The sequence below is a fragment of the Proteus vulgaris genome, assembly GCF_016647575.1.
Lineage (GTDB): Bacteria > Pseudomonadota > Gammaproteobacteria > Enterobacterales > Enterobacteriaceae > Proteus > Proteus mirabilis_B.
The window spans coordinates 2,372,226-2,391,064 of sequence record NZ_CP032663.1 but is presented as its reverse complement, the minus strand read 5'-3'; the positions used below and the strand labels follow the sequence as shown (position 1 = coordinate 2,391,064).

The 18,839-nt window shown below is 37.9% G+C and carries 17 protein-coding genes; 10 read left to right on the top strand and 7 right to left on the bottom strand.

Annotated elements, in window-relative coordinates; translation table 11 throughout:
* Positions 1 to 87 precede the first annotated feature (87 nt).
* Both D7029_RS11195 and D7029_RS11190 read right to left on the bottom strand, forming a co-directional pair.
* Positions 88 to 699 carry a glutathione S-transferase family protein gene (locus tag D7029_RS11195; RefSeq protein ID WP_194950723.1) on the bottom strand — a complete coding sequence of 204 codons (612 nt, stop codon included), beginning with the start codon at positions 697 to 699 and terminating at the stop codon, positions 88 to 90.
* Positions 700 to 791: 92 nt separating this feature from the next.
* On the bottom strand, positions 792 to 1,490 hold the full coding sequence (locus D7029_RS11190) for a helix-turn-helix transcriptional regulator (RefSeq protein WP_194950722.1): 699 nt from the start codon (positions 1,488 to 1,490) through the stop codon (positions 792 to 794).
* A gap of 224 nt (positions 1,491 to 1,714) precedes the next feature.
* Here D7029_RS11190 and D7029_RS11185 point away from each other — a divergent pair, with 224 nt between their 5' ends.
* The 3 genes from D7029_RS11185 (at position 1,715) to D7029_RS11175 (ending at position 5,164) form a co-directional block, all read left to right on the top strand.
* Positions 1,715 to 2,599: a neutral zinc metallopeptidase gene (locus D7029_RS11185; RefSeq protein WP_194950721.1), complete on the top strand. Its 885-nt coding sequence runs from the start codon at positions 1,715 to 1,717 to the stop codon at positions 2,597 to 2,599.
* 61 nt (positions 2,600 to 2,660) lie between these two features.
* Entirely contained in the window at positions 2,661 to 3,113 is a 453-nt protein-coding gene (locus tag D7029_RS11180) for a DUF441 domain-containing protein (protein ID WP_006533030.1), read from the top strand.
* A gap of 2 nt (positions 3,114 to 3,115) precedes the next feature.
* Positions 3,116 to 5,164, top strand: a complete 2,049-nt coding sequence (locus D7029_RS11175; RefSeq protein WP_194950720.1) for a tRNA(Met) cytidine acetyltransferase TmcA — start codon at positions 3,116 to 3,118, stop codon at positions 5,162 to 5,164.
* Here D7029_RS11175 and D7029_RS11170 read toward each other — a convergent pair.
* A complete protein-coding gene (locus D7029_RS11170) occupies positions 5,127 to 5,336 on the bottom strand; it encodes a YpfN family protein (RefSeq protein WP_075671870.1) in 210 nt (69 codons plus the stop codon). The genes D7029_RS11175 and D7029_RS11170 overlap by 38 nt on opposite strands.
* 97 nt (positions 5,337 to 5,433) lie before the next feature.
* On the opposite strand from D7029_RS11170, the gene D7029_RS11165 reads away from it, so the two are divergent.
* Positions 5,434 to 5,817: a DUF454 family protein gene (locus D7029_RS11165; protein ID WP_109393975.1), complete on the top strand. Its 384-nt coding sequence runs from the start codon at positions 5,434 to 5,436 to the stop codon at positions 5,815 to 5,817.
* Between the two features lie 2 nt (positions 5,818 to 5,819).
* Here the strand turns inward: D7029_RS11165 and D7029_RS11160 are convergent, their stop codons facing one another.
* Genes D7029_RS11160 through D7029_RS11150 form a run of 3 tightly spaced genes read right to left on the bottom strand, consistent with a single transcriptional unit; the run spans position 5,820 to position 7,992 of the window.
* Positions 5,820 to 6,488 carry a M15 family metallopeptidase gene (locus D7029_RS11160; protein ID WP_194950719.1) on the bottom strand — a complete coding sequence of 223 codons (669 nt, stop codon included), beginning with the start codon at positions 6,486 to 6,488 and terminating at the stop codon, positions 5,820 to 5,822.
* On the bottom strand, positions 6,485 to 7,615 hold the full coding sequence (dapE, locus tag D7029_RS11155; protein WP_088495310.1) for a succinyl-diaminopimelate desuccinylase: 1,131 nt from the start codon (positions 7,613 to 7,615) through the stop codon (positions 6,485 to 6,487). The genes D7029_RS11160 and dapE overlap by 4 nt, the downstream gene beginning before the upstream one ends.
* Before the next feature lie 5 nt (positions 7,616 to 7,620).
* The gene (locus D7029_RS11150; protein WP_194950718.1) at positions 7,621 to 7,992 is read right to left on the bottom strand and encodes an ArsC family reductase; all 372 of its coding nucleotides are present in this window, start codon (positions 7,990 to 7,992) and stop codon (positions 7,621 to 7,623) included.
* Positions 7,993 to 8,198: 206 nt separating this feature from the next.
* On the opposite strand from D7029_RS11150, the gene D7029_RS11145 reads away from it, so the two are divergent.
* On the top strand, positions 8,199 to 8,759 hold the full coding sequence (locus D7029_RS11145; protein WP_088495312.1) for a hypothetical protein: 561 nt from the start codon (positions 8,199 to 8,201) through the stop codon (positions 8,757 to 8,759).
* 79 nt (positions 8,760 to 8,838) lie between these two features.
* On the opposite strand, the gene D7029_RS11140 is transcribed toward D7029_RS11145, so the two are convergent.
* The gene (locus D7029_RS11140; protein ID WP_069368881.1) at positions 8,839 to 9,462 is read right to left on the bottom strand and encodes a response regulator; all 624 of its coding nucleotides are present in this window, start codon (positions 9,460 to 9,462) and stop codon (positions 8,839 to 8,841) included.
* Positions 9,463 to 10,018: 556 nt separating this feature from the next.
* Here D7029_RS11140 and maeB point away from each other — a divergent pair.
* From maeB to D7029_RS11115, 5 genes are all read left to right on the top strand, one after another.
* Positions 10,019 to 12,301, top strand: a complete 2,283-nt coding sequence (maeB, locus tag D7029_RS11135; protein ID WP_194950717.1) for an NADP-dependent oxaloacetate-decarboxylating malate dehydrogenase — start codon at positions 10,019 to 10,021, stop codon at positions 12,299 to 12,301.
* A 182-nt stretch (positions 12,302 to 12,483) separates the two neighbouring features.
* Positions 12,484 to 13,353 (top strand): ChaN family lipoprotein, encoded by an 870-nt coding sequence (locus tag D7029_RS11130; RefSeq protein WP_194950716.1) that lies wholly within the window; start codon positions 12,484 to 12,486, stop codon positions 13,351 to 13,353.
* A gap of 45 nt (positions 13,354 to 13,398) precedes the next feature.
* Positions 13,399 to 14,181: an energy transducer TonB family protein gene (locus tag D7029_RS11125; protein ID WP_228766671.1), complete on the top strand. Its 783-nt coding sequence runs from the start codon at positions 13,399 to 13,401 to the stop codon at positions 14,179 to 14,181.
* A 27-nt stretch (positions 14,182 to 14,208) separates the two neighbouring features.
* Positions 14,209 to 16,377 carry a S9 family peptidase gene (locus tag D7029_RS11120; protein WP_194950714.1) on the top strand — a complete coding sequence of 723 codons (2,169 nt, stop codon included), beginning with the start codon at positions 14,209 to 14,211 and terminating at the stop codon, positions 16,375 to 16,377.
* 166 nt (positions 16,378 to 16,543) lie between these two features.
* A complete protein-coding gene (locus D7029_RS11115; RefSeq protein WP_194950713.1) occupies positions 16,544 to 18,787 on the top strand; it encodes a TonB-dependent receptor in 2,244 nt (747 codons plus the stop codon).
* Positions 18,788 to 18,839 lie beyond the last annotated feature (52 nt).

The window sequence follows — 18,839 nt, the reverse complement described above, 5'->3', positions numbered from 1 at the left end:
GTCTTAAATGGGGCGTATTAAATGGAATGTATAAAACAAGCAACTATGGAGATAGCTTGATTGAATTACATTTAATAATAAGAAAATTTATCGTAATTCTAAACTTTCTAATAATTGTTTAAACTCTTTATTAAGCGCAAGGCTATCAATATATTGATTAATCAGTGGGGTAGGTTGAATAAGTGCATACTTGCACATAAATATAAGGAAATAACCCACATACACATCAACGGCAGTCAGATTTTTACCACAAAGGTAAGGTTTAGCGCTGGCTAAGCCCGTCTCTAAGCAATGAAAAGCGCGTTCAAAAGAACCAAAACCAGATGATTTTTGCTGCTCTTCATTAAGTTCAATACCAAGCTCTTTTATAGTAAATGCAGATTCGATAGGGCCTGCGGTAAAAAAGAACCAACGATAATAAGCAGCGCGTTCGGGTGAATTAAGGGCGGGAGCAAATCCTTTCTCAATAAATTTATCTGCTAAATAAGCACAAATTGCCGCCGTCTCTGTAACGACGACTTCACCATCCACTAATGCAGGAACTTTTGCCATCGGATTAATAGCAAGATATTCAGGAGTACGCATTGGTGCGCCATATTCTAATTCAACACGCTGATAAGGCACATCTAATATTTTTAAGAAAAGCTCAGCAGTGTTACCGCGAGACATTGCATTAGTATAAAGAATAAGTTCACCCATAATGTTTCCTTACTGTGTTGATTAATATGATATTATTTAGATTAGAACAGCTAAACGAAGAACAGTAAGGAAGATATTACGCAAACCATGTGTCAATTTCTGTCAGGAGTCTCTTTCAAGATCTCTTTTTTCCAGCGTGAGAATAAATAGCTTTTAGGGTAAGGCAAATTATCACTTAATACTTCATAAGAGATAATTCTATCAAGCCTAAAATGACGATAACTTTGGCGTAATTCACACCATGCGGCAATAACTTGAGAATCTTGAAAATAACCCACAGCAATAGGCCAAATAATCCGAGTGCTTAATTGCTTTTGAGCATCCTGATAATCTATTTTGGCTTTCTTTTCTTCGCGTAAACTAAAACGCATATCTTTGGCAATGGTGTGATCAACTTCAATAATTCTGTTAGTGGGAACAAACAAGGTGTTTTGTTCAAGTAAGGTTTGGTGCTGAGTTGTTACTACGGCATTGATTTTATTAATTGCCCGTAATGCAGAATGACTTAATTCTTTATCTGTATGACTTTCTACCCAACGTAAACCTAAAATAAGCGCTTCAAGTTCATTAATATCAAAGGTTAATGGTGGCAGGAGTAAACCTGATTTTAGTTGATAACCTATACCAGCTTCACCCGTGATTTCAGCACCTTGGTTACGCAAAGATTCAATATCACGATAAATAGATCTGACACTAATTTCCAATTTATCTGCCAGCGCTTCTGCCGTTATTGGATAGCGATTTTCTTTTAAAATCTGCAATAAAGTGAGTAAACGTTGAGTTCGAGTCATTAAATTATCTATTTATTAGTGAAGAAAAAACACAAGGGTAAGAAATAAGAATTCTATTATGAAATGACTAGGATGTGTTGAGTTATTTTCTCTAACAGTCTCTATTATCTTGTTCTCAAAAAATAGGGAATAGAGAATGCAATTTTTTGTTATTATCTCAAATCAAGTGATAAATTTGTTCATAATAAAGCTAAAGTGGTCTATTTAAACAGTGGGGATAAGTTATGCGTTGGAATGATCGCCGAAGAAGTGACAATGTTGAAGATAGAAGAGGGCAATCTTCCTCCGCATCAGGTGGTGGTAATCTTCCATTAGGATTAATTGCACTTTTATTACGCACTAAATACGGGTTTGTGGTTATTATTGTTTTAGTGATAGCCAGTTTTATGGGGTTTGACTTTAACTCATTAACAGGTGAAACCAACCAAGCACCACAACGCAACGAACAACAAAGTGCCCTTTATAATGAAGCCGCAGATTTTAGTAGCGTCGTTTTAGCCAGTACAGAAGATTTTTGGCAAACTATTTTTGCACAAGCGGGCAAAAAATATAGCTATCCAAAACTTGTGTTATATACCAATAGCACTACGACACAATGTGGCACTGGTACAAAAATAATGGGACCTTTTTATTGCCCAGCGGATAGAAAAATTTATCTCGATCTCTCTTTTTATAATGAAATGAAACATAGCCTAGGTGGCGGCGGTGAGTTTGCTCAAGGTTATGTGATTTCGCATGAAGTAGGGCACCATGTTCAGCATTTATTAGGTATTACTAATCAAATGCGTGAAAAACAACAAATGGCACGCTCAAAAGCAGAAGCGAATCGTTTATCTGTAAAATTAGAACTGCAAGCAGACTGTTTTGCTGGAATGTGGGGACATTTTATTGCAGGTGAAGGCCGTATTGATGAAAGCGATTTATTAACGGCGATAAAAACGGCGCAAGCGATCGGTGACGACAGATTACAGAAACAGCAACAGGGCTATGCCGTGCCTGATAGCTTTACACATGGCACCGCAGAACAACGAAAGACTTGGTTTATGCGTGGCTATAACAGTGGCAATATCAAATCTTGTGATACATTTGCTTCTTCGTCTTTGAACTAATACCATTCGTCGGTAAATAAAAGACAATTAACGCTATAAAGAGAAAGGCTTAGGAACAAACATGAGTAACGTTGATCCCTCACTATTAATTTTGCTGGTTCTCGCCGGGCTTGGCATTATTAGTCATAATATGACTGTAACGTTAGCAATGCTTGCTTTGCTAGTGATTAAAATCACGCCTCTAAATCAATATTTTCCTGTTGTTGAAAAATATGGCATGACCATCGGGATCTTAATTCTGACCATTGGGGTAATGACACCCATTGCAACAGGGCGTATTTCAGGGCAAGAAGTTCTTAACTCATTTTTAAACTGGAAATCACTGTTAGCGATTGCAATAGGTATCGCGGTTTCTTGGTTAGGCGCACGAGGTGTTTCTTTAATGAATAACCAGCCTTCAACAGTTGCTGGTTTATTAGTGGGAACCGTCATTGGTGTCGCACTTTTCCGAGGTGTGCCTGTTGGACCATTAATTGCAGCAGGTATTCTTTCGTTGTTAATCGGTAAATCCTAGCTGTGTCATTTTCTCATTTACATCAATATCAGCAAAAATTAGCGCAATTAGGGCAACGTCAGTTATTGCTATTAGCAGGTGATCCTGCATGGCAAGTGACGCAGATCCAGCAAATTACTCAATTATGCCAAGGCGATTGGATCACAATTTCTTCCAATCAATCTAATGCTGTTTTGCCTGAACACGCTATTCGTCTGTTAGGACGTGAGTTTCTGCATGCTGTTTTTGATGCCAATGAGGGATTTAATACTGATGCTTTAGCCATGTTAACAGGCACATTAAAAGCAGGTAGTTTATTGATTTTATGTCTACCTGATATTGAAAATTGGGATAGTTATATCGATAACGATAGTCAGCGCTGGAATGATGCTCAAGGTGTGCTTTCAACACCAAATTTTATGGCGTGGCTAAAAAACATCACTTTGAGTGATGAGCAAGTGATCATATGGCAACAATCAGCGTCATTTCAATTACCTACATTGATTGAAAAAACTAAACCTTGGGCGCTTCCACAAGGTAAACCGACCGCAGAACAGCAAGCGATTTTAGATAGTTTACTCTTATCGACATCCGGTGTTTGGAGTGTTATTGCACCAAGAGGCAGAGGAAAGTCAGCGCTGGCGGGAATGTTTATCGAACAGTATCAAGGAAGTGTACTGGTATGTGCACCAGCTAAAAATAGTACAGATATTTTATCTTCACATACCAATAAAGCTATTTCATTTTATTCTCCTGATAATTTATTAGCGCTATGCATAAATAACGAAATTCAAAGTGATTGGTTGATTATTGATGAGGCAGCTTCTCTACCTATTGCACAACTAGAAGCGTTGTGTGGTTATTTTCCTAATGTATTAATGACAACCACAGTACAAGGCTATGAAGGAACAGGGCGCGGTTTTATGCTGAAGTTAGGAGATAACATTCCTAATTTACGTACCTATCAATTACAAATGCCCATTCGTTGGGCTAAAGATTGCCCACTAGAAAATTGGCTTAATCAGTTGTTATTGCTTGATGAGCCTGAGTACGATTTTGATTGTCAGCAACAAGGTGAAGTCGATGCTCAGCAGCTTCAAGGAAATTGGCACAATAACATTTCACAACTACATGATTTTTATCAATTACTTACTAGTGCACATTATCGGACAACACCACTTGATCTACGACGTTTACTTGATGGTCAAAAGCAACGTTATTGGTCAGCATCAATCAATAAAAAAATCGTAGGTGCTGTGTGGTGTATTGAAGAAGGTGGGCTATCTGTCGAGCTAGCTCATGATGTTTGGCTAGGCACTCGTAGGCCTAGAGGCAATTTAGTTGCTCAATCATTAGTGACTTATGGTTTAACACCCGATGCAATGTGTTTAAATTCATTGCGTATTAGCCGTATTGCTGTTTTGCCTCAATATCGACGTCAAAAAATTGCAGCAACTTTAATTTCTAATATTGTAAAAGAGAGCCAAGAACAGGCTATTGATTATCTTTCTGTAAGCTTTGGTTACACCGAAGTGTTAGCGCAATTTTGGATGCAATGTGGCTTTCAAATAGTGCGATTAGGAGTACATAAAGAGGCGAGCAGTGGATGTTATGCCGCAATGGCGATTTATCCATTAACAGAAAAAGGCAAACAGTTATTGCACTCTTCTTTACGTGCTTTTGCTTTGCAATATCCGCAGATACAACAGCAAACAAACCTCTGTTTAGCAGATAAGTTAATACCAAGTCATATTGCTACACCACAAGACGATTGGTTAATGATGGCGGGCTTTGCATTTGCCCATCGTCCAGCCCTTACTGTTTATGAGAGTGTTGCTAACTTTTTGGTAGGTTATGAGCAACACTATCCGTTACTAGTGGCTTTTTTTGTAGACAATAAATCAGTTGAGCAGTGTGTGGCTGAGTTTTCTTTATCAGGAAAAAAAGCCTTAACTAAGCAATTAAGAGAGCAATGCGCACAATTAATGGCTGAAAAAGATGCTCAGTTAACATCGCGTTATCAACAGTGGTTAGCTACTTATTCTCATCCTTCTTGTTTTGATTTTGTTTAGGCCAATCATCTTCATCATCCCATTTATCATTAAAATCACGATGTGGCGGTAACTTTCGCTTATTTTTAAGAAATTGCTTGGGATCGATTTTGTTCATATCTTTAATAGCGTTAATAATAATTCCTACTAAAAGAATTAAAATTACCCACCAATAGTCAGCAAGCCAGTGCATAAATAAGCCTTATATTTTAAAATTGTTGTTGAGAATGAGGATCTTTTTTATTTACTCTATAAAATAACGCAATAAGCATGAGTTGGAAAAGCACAGCATGAAACGGATATTATTGATTATAGCAGGTTGGTTATGTGTGGGATTAGCCACATTGGGGGTTATTTTACCTGTATTACCCACAACACCTTTCTTATTACTTGCCGCATGGTGTTTTTCTCGTTCGTCAAAGCGCTTCCATTATTGGTTACTTTATCGCTCTTGGTTTGGTCCTTATTTACGATATTGGCAAACTTATCGCGCTATGCCTAAAGGGGCGAAACCTAAAGCTATCTTAGTGATCTTAATTACCTTTGCGATTTCACTGTGGTTAGTGTCTATGCTTTGGGTCAGAATATTATTGCTGATAATCTTAGTGTGTTTGTTGATATTTATGTGGAGACTTCCTGTTAACGATCAACAAGAAGCTCCATGTGAAAAATAATGTTATTCAGGCAAAACAATGTAACGTGCAAATATTTCGTCAAGATTAGCTAATAGCCACTGTTTACCATAAATATCCTCTTCTTCTAACACCGATTTTAGAATATCAGGTGTGTAAGCAAGAGACGCTTCATGAGAAAGGGGCCAATAACTGATATGCCAAGGCTCGTAAGCAATATCGCTCTCTTTATGAGTAAAAGGGCGATAAAAGTCATACGCTGACATATTTTCCGTTAACCATTCATTAAGCTCTGCAAAATAGCCACCTTCTTCGTATTCCCAAGGTTCTAATTGTAATGATTGACCCTCAGGTAAGCGAAACGGATCATAAATATCAATCTCAGTGCCCCAATGGTGACGACTTGCACCGGGCAAGGCTGACCATTTTAAAATAGCAATACAGCGTTCACCTTCTGATAATGCATGAATATCCATAGGCTGGCTTTGTGCATCTAAAACAGGGCGACTGCCTTCAAACTTCCCATTCCATATCGCTAATTGACGATTAAAATCACGAAAAGAGCTGGCTGGCATTAATTTAAAGCCTGCTTTTGTGGCTTGTTGTTGTAACGCTAAAAAAGCCTTAGTGGCATTAAACTGTAAGCGATGCTGACCGGATAAAGTGACTAAATGGTCGGTAGAACGGCCTGTTAACATTAAAGGCGTTATCATAAAATAAGTTGCTCCATAACCCGCTGATAAATACGGCTAAGCTGTTGTAAATCTGCTGCATTAACGCACTCATTAACTTTATGAATTGTTGCATTAATTGGACCTAATTCGACAACTTGTGCTCCCATTTGGGCAATAAATCGGCCATCAGAAGTGCCTCCGCTGGTGGAGAGTTCTGGCTCTAAATTGGTGTAATGTTTAACGGAATAACGTACTGCTTCAAGTAACTTGCCTTGCCCAGTAATAAAAGGCTGACCCGATAACGACCATTCTAATTGGTAGCGAAGTTGGTGCTTTTGTAATAGAGCTTCTGTACGTTGACGAATTTCTTCATCTGTAATAGCGGTACTAAAACGGAAATTAAATTGAATAAACAGCTCACCGGGGATCACATTATTACTGCCTGTACCAGCATGAATATTGGCAATTTGCATTGTGGTGGCCGGGAAAAATTCGTTGCCTTCATCCCAAACAGTATTAACAAGATCTTGGATAAAAGGAGAGGCAAGATGAATAGGATTTTCTGCAAGGTGAGGGTAAGCGACATGACCTTGCACACCTTGAATAATTAAATTTGCTGTTATTGAGCCTCGACGACCGTTTTTTACCATATCACCTAAATGATGTTGGCTTGAAGGTTCACCCACAAGGCAATAATCAAGGCGTTCGCCACGCGACATCAAAGATTGTACGACCTTAACCGTACCATCTGCGGCTTTAGCTTCTTCATCTGATGTAATTAAAAAAGCGAGTCGCCCACGGTGTTCAGGATAAGAGCGAACAAAGCGCTCAGCTGCTACGATCATGGCGGCAAGCGAGCCTTTCATATCTGCCGCCCCGCGCCCATATAACATACCATCACGAATAGACGGTTCAAAAGGCGGGTTATCCCACAAATTAGGATCACCAGTTGGTACAACATCAGTATGACCAGCAAAAGCTAGCGTTTCACCTTCACCACCACGACAAGCCCAGAGATTCTCAGTTTCACCAAAAGGCATTCTTTCAATAGTAAAACCAAGAGGGGCAAGCCTATCAATGATCAATTGCTGACAACCTTGATCATCAGGGCTGATTGATGGACGCGAAATGAGTTGTTGTGCAAGCTCAATAACAGGACAGGACATAAAAATTAGGCTCCTGTAAAGGTCGAATAATCATTGGTATCAAAACCAACAATAAAACGGTTGTCAGATGACGCAAGAATAGGGCGTTTAATAATGGCAGGTTTATCTAACATAAGTGAAATCGCCGAGGTAACATCAGTGATTGCGTTCTTTTCTTCATCGGATAATTGACGCCAAGTTGTTCCTCTTTTATTCACAAGTGTCTGCCAATCTAAATTTTCTGTAAAGGTGCGTAATAATGCTTCCGTCAAACCCTCTTTGCGGTAATCATGAAATGCGTAAGGAATATGATTATCATCTAACCATTTACGCGCTTTTTTGATGGTATCGCAATTTTTTATGCCGTACATGGTATATGTCAGGTTTGTCGTGGACATGATATTTTCCTTATATGACAATACGTAATATTAGTATTGATGTGAATGAGTGTTATACAATTCCAAAATAACAGCTTTTGTTGTAGTGAAAAATCCTATTTACATTATAAAATATATCGGATATTAAACTGTCACGTTAGTGTAACGAATTGTGTAGCGTAGAGTAATACAAATACGAATAAAGATTTCCGTTGGTAAAAGAAAATATGAAAAGTATTTCACTGAGTCTTATATTGCTTTTACTCTCTTCTTTTAGCTGGGCTGATGAAGAAAAAGACAGTCCAAAAGTTGATGAGTATAAAATAGCCTTAGAGGCCTTTTTTAACAGTGATTATTTATTGTGTTTGGGCGAAGGGAAATGGCCTGTGTACAGCAATGAAGATGATGCACCCTGGGTATTAGAAAGAATGCATGCATTAGTTGAAGCTGGATTGATTGAACAAACCGCAAATGGAGAAGAGTGGGTGTTTAATCTTAGTGAAAAAGGGCGTAAAGCTTGGCAACCTTATCAAGATTTCTGCTATGGCCATCTTTTCATTAGTCAGATAAAAGAAATTCAGCCAATAGACTCAGGTAAAAGTAAAATTTATTTCTATTATGGAGTGAGAGGTATTCCTTCATGGGCAACCAATGAAGAAATACAATCCGCTTTTAGCGAACTTGATATTGTGATTAATGGAATAAATCGAGAGTTGTATCAGTTAAATATCGAAAAATTACCAGATAACCATTTTAAAGTATTGAGCTATCCTGTACCTATCGAGTAATAAATGACTTGATACAGACTTAAATGAAATACTGAAACGATATATCTTATTACCCCGACCCAGTGTCGGGGTAAAACGTTTAGTACTGATGCTTAATAAGAATAAGACTGGCAGCTAAACGAGAAGTGACTTGCAGTTTCTTTAAAATATTACGAATGTGAACTTTCACTGTTTCTTCAGAAATAAATAAATTCTCAGCAATTTGCTTATTTTTCATTCCAGCAGACACTTCATGAAGAACATCCAATTCTCTTTTAGTCAACGCTGAAAGTGGATCAGAATAGTTTTGCCTAAGCTGAATATATTGCCATACTCGCTCACTGTAAACCGGATGCCCAACAGCCGCTTTACGCAAACTAAGTAATAGCATGTCTAGCTCACATTCTTTTAAAAGATAACCGTTTGCGCCTGCATCCAACGCAGCGTAAACATCATTACGCGAATCAGAAACGGATAAAACAAGAACATAAGATGTTAAACCAGAACGACGAAGTGTTCGAATAATATCAATACCTGAACGCCCTTGTAGATTTAAATCCATCATAATTAAATCTGGATTTAACTGTTTTGCAGCGGTTACAGCCTCTTGAGCATTGCCACTTTCGCTTACTACGACAAAATCCTTGTCTTTTTCTAACAATAGCCGTAATCCATATCTCATGATAGGGTGATCATCCACTATCATAATTGAGTAGCTAGGCATAACCCCTCTCCCTAAAAAAAAATAATAATGTGCGTAATCTTTCCAATAGCAGAAAATAAAAAAGTAAATTCCAAATGAGGAATAAAAATTAGAATCAGACATCTTATTAAAACAATAAGAAAATAAAATTGACGGTTGGCAATATTACACCAATTATTGTTACGGGTAAAAAAGAAAATAACCAAAAAGACTAACAAAACATCTAATTCTATAAAATCTTTATAGTTACAATGAGTTGTACAGAGGTAAGACTATTTTAAAAATAATCAACAAGTGAAAATAGTTATTGTTTTTTTAAACTATATAAAAAATTTAATTATTTTAAATGTTAATTTAATATCTGGTAAATAATAAACAAATATTGTCTTTTTTCTGTTCGAGTTTATTACACAGATGAAATTAAATAGCGTTAATAATATACCTATAACTAGGTATTAATTGTTTATAATGAATCTAGTTTACTAATTTGAAAAAAGTGTCGGAGCCGTCATGATTTAACGCTCCATTACCATTATACTAACGAAGCCCTTACCCTATTGATACAAAGGATATGAAGATGGAAGACAAATTAAAACAAAGCGCTCTAGATTTTCATGAATTTCCCGTACCTGGCAAAATCACAGTAACACCGACAAAACCACTCACAACTCAACGTGATTTAGCATTAGCTTATTCACCGGGTGTCGCCGCTCCTTGTTTAGAAATTGCAGCAGATCCTCTTGCCGCTTATCGCTACACAGCCAAAGGCAACCTTGTCGCGGTGATTTCAAATGGTACTGCGGTACTTGGACTTGGAAATATCGGTGCCTTAGCAGGTAAGCCTGTGATGGAAGGTAAAGGCGTTTTGTTTAAGAAGTTTTCTGGCGTTGATGTTTTTGACATCGAAGTTAATGAGACAGATCCTGATAAACTTGTTGATATTATTGCGTCATTAGAGCCAACATTTGGTGGTATTAACCTCGAAGACATTAAAGCACCAGAGTGTTTCTATATTGAGAAAAAACTGCGTGAGAAAATGAACATTCCTGTATTCCATGATGATCAGCATGGTACAGCGATTATTTCTACAGCAGCCATTCTCAATGGCTTACGTATTATTAAAAAAGAGATCAGCAAAGTAAAATTAGTGGTATCAGGAGCTGGTGCTGCATCTATTGCTTGTATGAACTTATTGGTTGCTTTAGGGCTAACACGTGAAAACATCACTGTATGTGACTCTAAAGGGGTTATCTACCGCGGTCGTGAAGCCAATATGGCAGAAACTAAAGCGGCTTATGCGATTGAAGATAACGGTACTCGTACATTAGATGATGTTATTAATAATGCCGACATCTTCTTAGGTTGTTCAGGGCCGGGCGTATTAACGCAAGAAATGGTCAAAAAAATGGCACGCGATCCACTTATTCTCGCGCTTGCCAATCCAGAGCCTGAAATTTTACCACCGCAAGCAAAAGCAGTACGTTCAGATGCGATTATCTGCACAGGACGTTCTGACTACCCAAATCAGGTTAATAACGTATTGTGTTTCCCATTCATCTTCCGTGGTGCATTAGACGTTGGTGCGACGGCAATTAATGAGGAGATGAAACTTGCTTGTGTTCATGCTATTGCAGAATTGGCATTGGCAGAACAAAACGAAGAAGTTGCTTCTGCCTATGGTGATCAGGAGCTCTCTTTTGGTCCTGAATACATTATTCCAAAACCATTTGATCCACGTTTGATTGTGAAAATTGCGCCAGCAGTTGCAAAAGCAGCGATGGATTCAGGTGTTGCAACACGCCCAATTGAAGACTTCTCTGCTTATATCGAACACCTTAATGAGTTTGTTTATAAAACGAACTTATTTATGAAACCTATTTTCTCTCAAGCGAAAAAAGAGAAAAAACGCATTGTGTTAGCAGAAGGGGAAGAAAATCGCGTACTGCATGCAACACAAGAGCTAGTAACATTAGGATTAGCGACACCAATCTTAATTGGTCGCCCTAGTGTGATTGAAATGCGTATTCAGAAATTGGGTTTACATATTAAAGCGGGTAAAGACTTTGAAGTGGTGAATAATGAAAACGATCCACGTTTCAAAGAGTACTGGCAAGAATATCACCAAATCATGAAACGTCGCGGTGTATCACAAGAGCAAGCTCGCCGTGCAATGATTGGTAATCCAACACTGATTGGTGCCATTATGGTTCGCCGAGGTGAAGCAGATGGCCTGATTTGCGGTACTGTAGGTAGCTATTCTGAACATTTTGAAATCTACAAAAATGTGTTTGGCTTACGTGAAGGGATGGAAACGGCTGGAGCAATGAATGCACTGTTATTGCCAAGTGGTAACACCTTTATTACGGACACTTACGTCAATGAAGATCCAACCGCAGAACAACTAGCAGATATTACGATTATGGCTGCTGATACTATCCGTCGCTTTGGTATTGAGCCAAAAGCAGCGTTGGTTTCTCGTTCAAGCTTTGGCTCATTTGATAGTCCATCTTCAATCAAACTCAGAAAAGCATTAGAGATAATCAAACAACGCGCACCTGAATTAGAAATTGATGGTGAAATGCATGCAGATGCGGCATTAGTAGAATCTATTCGTCGTGACGTGATGCCAGATAGCCCATTAAAAGGCTCTGCAAACCTATTAGTTATGCCAACAATGGAAGCCGCACGTATTAGCTATAACTTATTACGTGTAACGAGTTCTGATGGTGTAACAGTAGGGCCAGTATTAATGGGTGTTGCTAAACCAGCTCACATTTTGACACCAATTGCGTCAGTACGTCGTATCGTGAATATGGTGGCATTAGCTGTTGTTGAAGCTCAGGCACAATCTCAAAACTAATTGTCTCTAATTAGATAGTTCCATCCATAAAGCGCCTTTTATCAGGCGCTTTTTTTGTGTTTCTAAAATAGGTACAAAAGCATTAAATGAAAATTAATATAAGAATGATATTGATAATTATTAGCAATAATATTAACCTATTCGCCCAACTAAAATAAGTATATATAACTAATAGGATGATTATGTTTTTCTCAATATCAAAAAGGATCTTGCTACTAGTTTCATTTATTAGTCTTTCAGCATGTCATTCGATAGAAAAACAACCGGCATCAACTGTAGATCTGGCAATTATTCAGTCGGCAAACATCATTGATACTCAGACTGGGCAATCCATCACGGCAGATACACTGCTAACACGGTTAGCAAGCCAATCACGTGTGATTATTGGTGAAAAACATGACAATGCTTATCATCATGATATTGAATATTGGTTGATGACAGAGCTGCCTAAAAAACGCCCTCAAGGTGCGGTTTTACTTGAGATGCTAACACCAAGCCAACAATCATTAGTTGATAACACAAAGAAACGTTATTCAGGCTCTGAATACTTACGTGATGAGAGATTAATGGCTGCATTGAAATGGAATTCAGGCTGGCCTTGGAAATGGTATGGCAACATTGTTAAAGCAGGGTTGAGTGCTGATTATCCTTTGTTAGCCGCCAATATTGATCGCAGTGAAATATCTAGTGCGTATAAAAATCCTCCTATTATTGATGGTGTGCATTCAACTGATACATCCGTTCGCCAACTCATTCAAAAAACAATCGAGCTTTCTCATGGTGGTGAGCTTGATAAAACTCAAGCAGAAAAAATGACAGTTATTCAGCAATTGCGTGATCGTGCAATGGCTAAAAGTTTATTAGATGCTCCGACACCCGCACTTTTAATTGCTGGCTCTTTTCATGCGACAAAAGTAATGGGTGTGCCTTTACACGTTGCTGATTTAGCACCGAATGAAAGCGTGACAGTCGTGATAATGGCAGAAGAGGGAAGTGATGTTACTTCAGTTCATGCCGATTATCTTTGGATAACACCTGTCGCATTACCTTAATTTCTTGATAACACGAATATGCTTATTTCTTCTTGTATGGATCAAATGCCAAAATTTCAGCTTTGTAGTTCTAAAGCTTTAATTTTGGCTATCGGTGTACATGCTATTTTTGTCATGGCTTATTTTTATTTCAATAAAGAGAATACGGTATTTATACAAGAGCCTGAATTAGCTGTAATGATGAGCTTAAGTGAAAACGTACAAGCACTCAGCGATGAAAAACAGGTTGTAGGCGTCGATCAACAACTTGCGGTAGCGAGCCAAAAAAAGGTAGAGCAAGATGTTGCTGAAAAACAGCCTGATCTTATTGTGAATGAAAATGCAGACATCTTGCTAGAAAAACCGAAAAAAAGAGTCAATGTAGAGCAAACAGCTAAAGTGACACCGATTACCTCTCCAGTAAAGCCAGCACCCACTATTAGTGAAAATGTGTCTAGCCAATCAGCGCCTTCAAGTAGTCGCTCGGCGGCGAGACAACAATCTAATGATGTTAGTGCAAATTATGACAGCGATTCAGATAGCTCAGAAAGCGCGTTAGCATTATGGCAAGCTAAAACTAAAGGGCACCTTAATCGCTATAAAGCCTATCCTGAAGAAGCAAAAAGCAAAGGTAGAACCGGTATTTCTAAAGTGCGCTTTTTTGTTGATGAACAAGGTTATGTCATCTCTAGTGAATTAATTCTCAGTAGTGGCGTGCGCTCTTTAGACAGAGAAGCACAAAGAGTACTCAAACGTGCGGAGCCCTTACCTATACCACCAGTAGAGTTACTGACGAAAGGTAAAATAATGGTTGAAATGCCAATTGAGTTTTCTACACTAACGTTCTAACGACAGGTCAAAAGGAAATAAAACGTTATGTTAATCGCAACAAAAAAACGGATGACGTTGAAATTAACGAGTGCGATCATGGCATTGTTAATTTCAGCAACACCTGCATTGGCTCAAAATCAGAAGGACTCCCTAGTGATGCCACCAAAAGCGAACAAAGTACCTCATGTGATGACAGATCATGGAGATACGCGCACAGATAATTATTATTGGCTACGAGATGATTCACGCAAAGATCCTAAAGTGCTTGATTATCTGAATGCTGAAAATGCTTATACCGAATCAGTGATGAAAGAAGGTAAAGCCCTTGAAGAAACACTCTTCAATGAAATGGTCAGCCGTATGGCTCAAAACGATGAGTCTGTGCCTTATATTTATAATGGCTATACTTATCGTACTATTTATCAAGAAGGTAAAGATTTTCCAATTTATCAGCGCAAGCCAGTTAATAGCGAAGGTGAGTGGGAAGTCCTTGTTGATGGAAACGAACGTGCTAAAGGGCATGAGTTCTATCAATTAGGTGATTTGACCATTAGCCCAGATAACAAACGTATTGCTATTGCGGAAGATAAGGAAGGGCGCAGAAACTATAATGTTGCCTATAAAGATTTATCGGATAACACATGGAAAGAGAATGTGTTAACCAATATTTCAGCAAACTTAGTGTGGGCAAATGATAGCAAAACACTATTTTATGTTGATAAAGATCCGCAAACACTATTGCCTTATCAAATTTATCGCCATCAATATGGCACTGATCGTAAACAAGATGTCAAAATCTTCGAAGAAAATGATGATCGCTTTTATACATGGATGGGTAAAAGCAAATCTGAAGACTACATTTTGGTCTCTATTGAAAGTTCAACCACCTCAGAGTCTCGTTTAATTGACGCGAATGCACCAGAAAAACCGATGGTTATTTTTTCTGCACGTCAAGAAGGACGTGAATATGATATCGACCATTTTAATGGCGAATTCTATATTCGTTCGAATCATGAGAGTGAATTGTTTGGTCTTTATAAAACAGCCTCAATTGATAAGCCTTGGGAAACCGTCATTGCGCCACAAAAAGATGTCGATTTAGAAGGTTTTGATCTCTTTAATCGCTGGTTGGTTGTTGAAGAAAGAAAACAAGGTTTAGTGTCATTACGTCAAATTGATTGGAAAACAGGTCAATCAACCAATGTTACGTTTGACGATCCTGTTTATATGGCATGGTTAGGATTTAACCCTCAAGCAGATAGTGAAGAGCTTCGCTTTGGTTATACTTCTATGACCACACCATCTTCAACTTATCAATGGAATATGCAAACGCACCAAAAGCAACTGCTTAAACAGCAAGAGGTAAAAGGCTTTGAACGCGATCTGTATGAAAGTGAACGTACTTGGGTAAAAGCACAAGACGGTGTTGAAGTTCCAGTATCATTGGTTTATCGCAAAGACTTATTTAAGAAAGGTGAAAACCCTATCTTAATTTATGGTTATGGCTCTTACGGTAGTAGCATTGACCCTTCATTTAGCTCACCTCGTTTAAGTTTGTTAGACCGAGGCTTTGTCTATGCGATTGTACATGTGCGTGGCGGTGGTGAATTAGGTAAGCGTTGGTATAACCAAGGTAAAATGGAACATAAAGTTAATACTTTCACCGACTTTATTGATGCCACTAAATACCTAATTGCCAATGGTTACGGAGCACCTAAACACGTTTACGCTATGGGCGGCAGTGCGGGTGGTTTATTAATGGGCGCTGTTGTGAATATGGCACCAGAATTATACCGTGGTGTTGTATCTCAAGTTCCATTTGTGGATGTTGTGACAACCATGCTTGATGCTTCAATTCCTTTAACAACAGGGGAATATGAAGAGTGGGGAAATCCTGCGGATAAAGACGTTTATTTCCGTCTAAAATCATATAGCCCATACGACAATGTCGTTGCTAAAGCCTATCCTCATTTACTCGTCACAACGGGATTACATGATTCACAAGTGCAATATTGGGAGCCTGCAAAATGGGTTGCTAAATTGCGTGAATTAAAAACAGATAATAACCTACTATTACTTGATACTAATATGAGTGCAGGACATGGTGGTAAATCAGGACGTTTTAATCGCTTACGCGATACGGCAAAAGAATATGCCTTTATTCTGATGTTAGAACAACCTGAAGTCTATTTTAAAGCTCAAAATATAAAATAGAATAATCTGTAATAATAAATAAGTTTAATAAAATTAGCCTGTCTCTCTTTAAGAGAGACAGCGCTATTATTTAAATCGAATATAACAATAATAATATTTTCTAGTTTAATTACTTTATATAAAGCAACGTGAGCCTATTTAAATAAAAATAAAGAATAGGTTTATTATGAAATTTACAAGGAAAATACTTAGCACTCTTATTTTATTTTCGAGTGTTAATCATCCTGTCATCGCATCTGAAGCGGATAAAGCGGTTCAATTTAGTAGCTTAAAAGTTTCATCAGCACAAAAAGAAACACCAGAACAGAAAGCATTAGGAAAACCGGGCGCTTATAGTTCTATTGGTGAAATTAATAATCTCGAATCTGTTGAACAAGCATTACGATCAACACCGGGTACGTATACTCAAATGGATGTAAGCCAACCTGGTGTTAGTGTTAATATTCGCGGACTTAGTGGTTTTGGGCGCGTTAATATGATGGTAGATGGTGTTACACAAACTATGTATAGCACATCACCCAGTCAATATGCGCATGGCGCACAACCTTACAATCAATTTAATACCATGATTGATCCGAATTTTATTATTAAAATCGATATTTCTCGTGGTCAACAAGATGGTGAAAACAGTATTAATGCCCTAGCAGGAAGTGCTAATTTTAAAACCATTGGTGTTGAAGATATTTTATTTGAAAACCACTCTTGGGGGATAAGAAGTAAAGCGGCTGGTGGTACGAATGGCTTAGGTTATAATGGTATGGTTGCGGTGGCAGGCCAACGTTCATTATTTAATGATAATGGTACAGTGGGGGCGATGCTTGCGTTAAGTGGACACAAAATAGAGTCTTCTTATAAAAATGGTGCTGGTTTTAATAGTGAAGAATTTTCGACAAGCAAAGAATTTAATCAAAGGCCACACTCAGAACTCACTAAAATAAATATAAAGCCGAATGATTCTCATGAATTAGAATTAAGCGGTCGTTTTTATAACAACAATTTTAATCGTCGCAAAATAGATGCTAAAGATTATTATGCAAAATATCGCTATACACCGTTAAATGATTTATTTGATGGTGAAATTCTGCTTAGCCACAGCCAAGCCTCACAAAAATTTGAGGGTGATTCTCTTGTGAGTTTACGAGAAGCGAATGCCAAAAATATATCAGACTCACTAGTGGCGAAAAATACCAGTCGCTTTAATTACGGTGAATTGGATATGGCATTAACACTTGGCTCAAAATTAATGTCAACAGAATACAAACGTAGTGTTATTGCACCTTCTACTGATCCGTGGCAATCACAAAATATGGTTGAATATAATTCCTTTGCGCCTCAAGGAAAAAATGATTTAACCAGCTTCTTCTCACAAATGAAATTTGAATACGATATTTATACTCTCGACCTAAATTTAAATTATGTCGATTATCATATTAAAGGGCGAAAACCTGCTTGCGATCCACGCGCAGCTTGCTTCCCTGAAGGTGAATGGAATGTCAATCGCCATGATAGAAATTGGGATCCGGGAATGTTACTTTCTGCTGAAATTATTCCTGAATTTCAACCATTTGTCAGTTATGCACAAACGATGAGAGCACCCACATCACAAGAGATTTTCTTTGCCAATGAAGGTGGTGCTTCAATGAATCCATTTTTAAAAAGTGAAAAGGCCGATACTGTTCAATTGGGTTTCAATAGCTATCGTCCTGATTTAATTATTGAAGGTGACAGCTTACGATTTAAAGGGTTGTGGTACCACACAAAAATTAAAGATTACATTTCTAGTGATTCTTATTTTGTTTGTAAAGGTGGTGTGCGTTGTAAAAATGACGGCTCTTTAACGGATGAAGATTATGCGGGAATTGAATATGATGGCAATATTTTCCTGTATACCAATAGCCTTGAGCCTGTAACTTTGCGGGGTTATGAACTTCAAGCAAATTATGATGCAGGGGTATTTTATACAAACCTTTCTTATAGCGATCAGCGTACATCTCAACCAACTTCGATTGCCAGTACAGACTTTGGTCAAACACCTGCCTCTGAATTACCTAAGTATTATGCCACTATTGATACTGGTGTTCGCTTCTTTGATGACCAGTCATTAGAACTAGGTACAGTGATCCAAATAACAGGGAAATCGCGTAAATCTTCACCTGAAGGTGTTGATTTTGATACGGGTAAAGTCCCTATGGTGCAACAAGATAATATCCCGACAGTTATTGATCTTTATAGTAATTACAAAATTAATAAAAATATTTCTTTGAAATTTGCAGTGCATAATTTAATGAATAAAAACTATTCTAATGCGCTTGATAGAAGTAATTCAGCGCCAATGATGCAAGATCCGGGAAGTAATACTCAAACTGCCCGAGGTCGAAGCTACTTATTTGCAGGAGAAGTACGCTTTTAATGTAACGTAATGATTATCTTAAAGTATAAATAATAAAAACGGCATCAATATT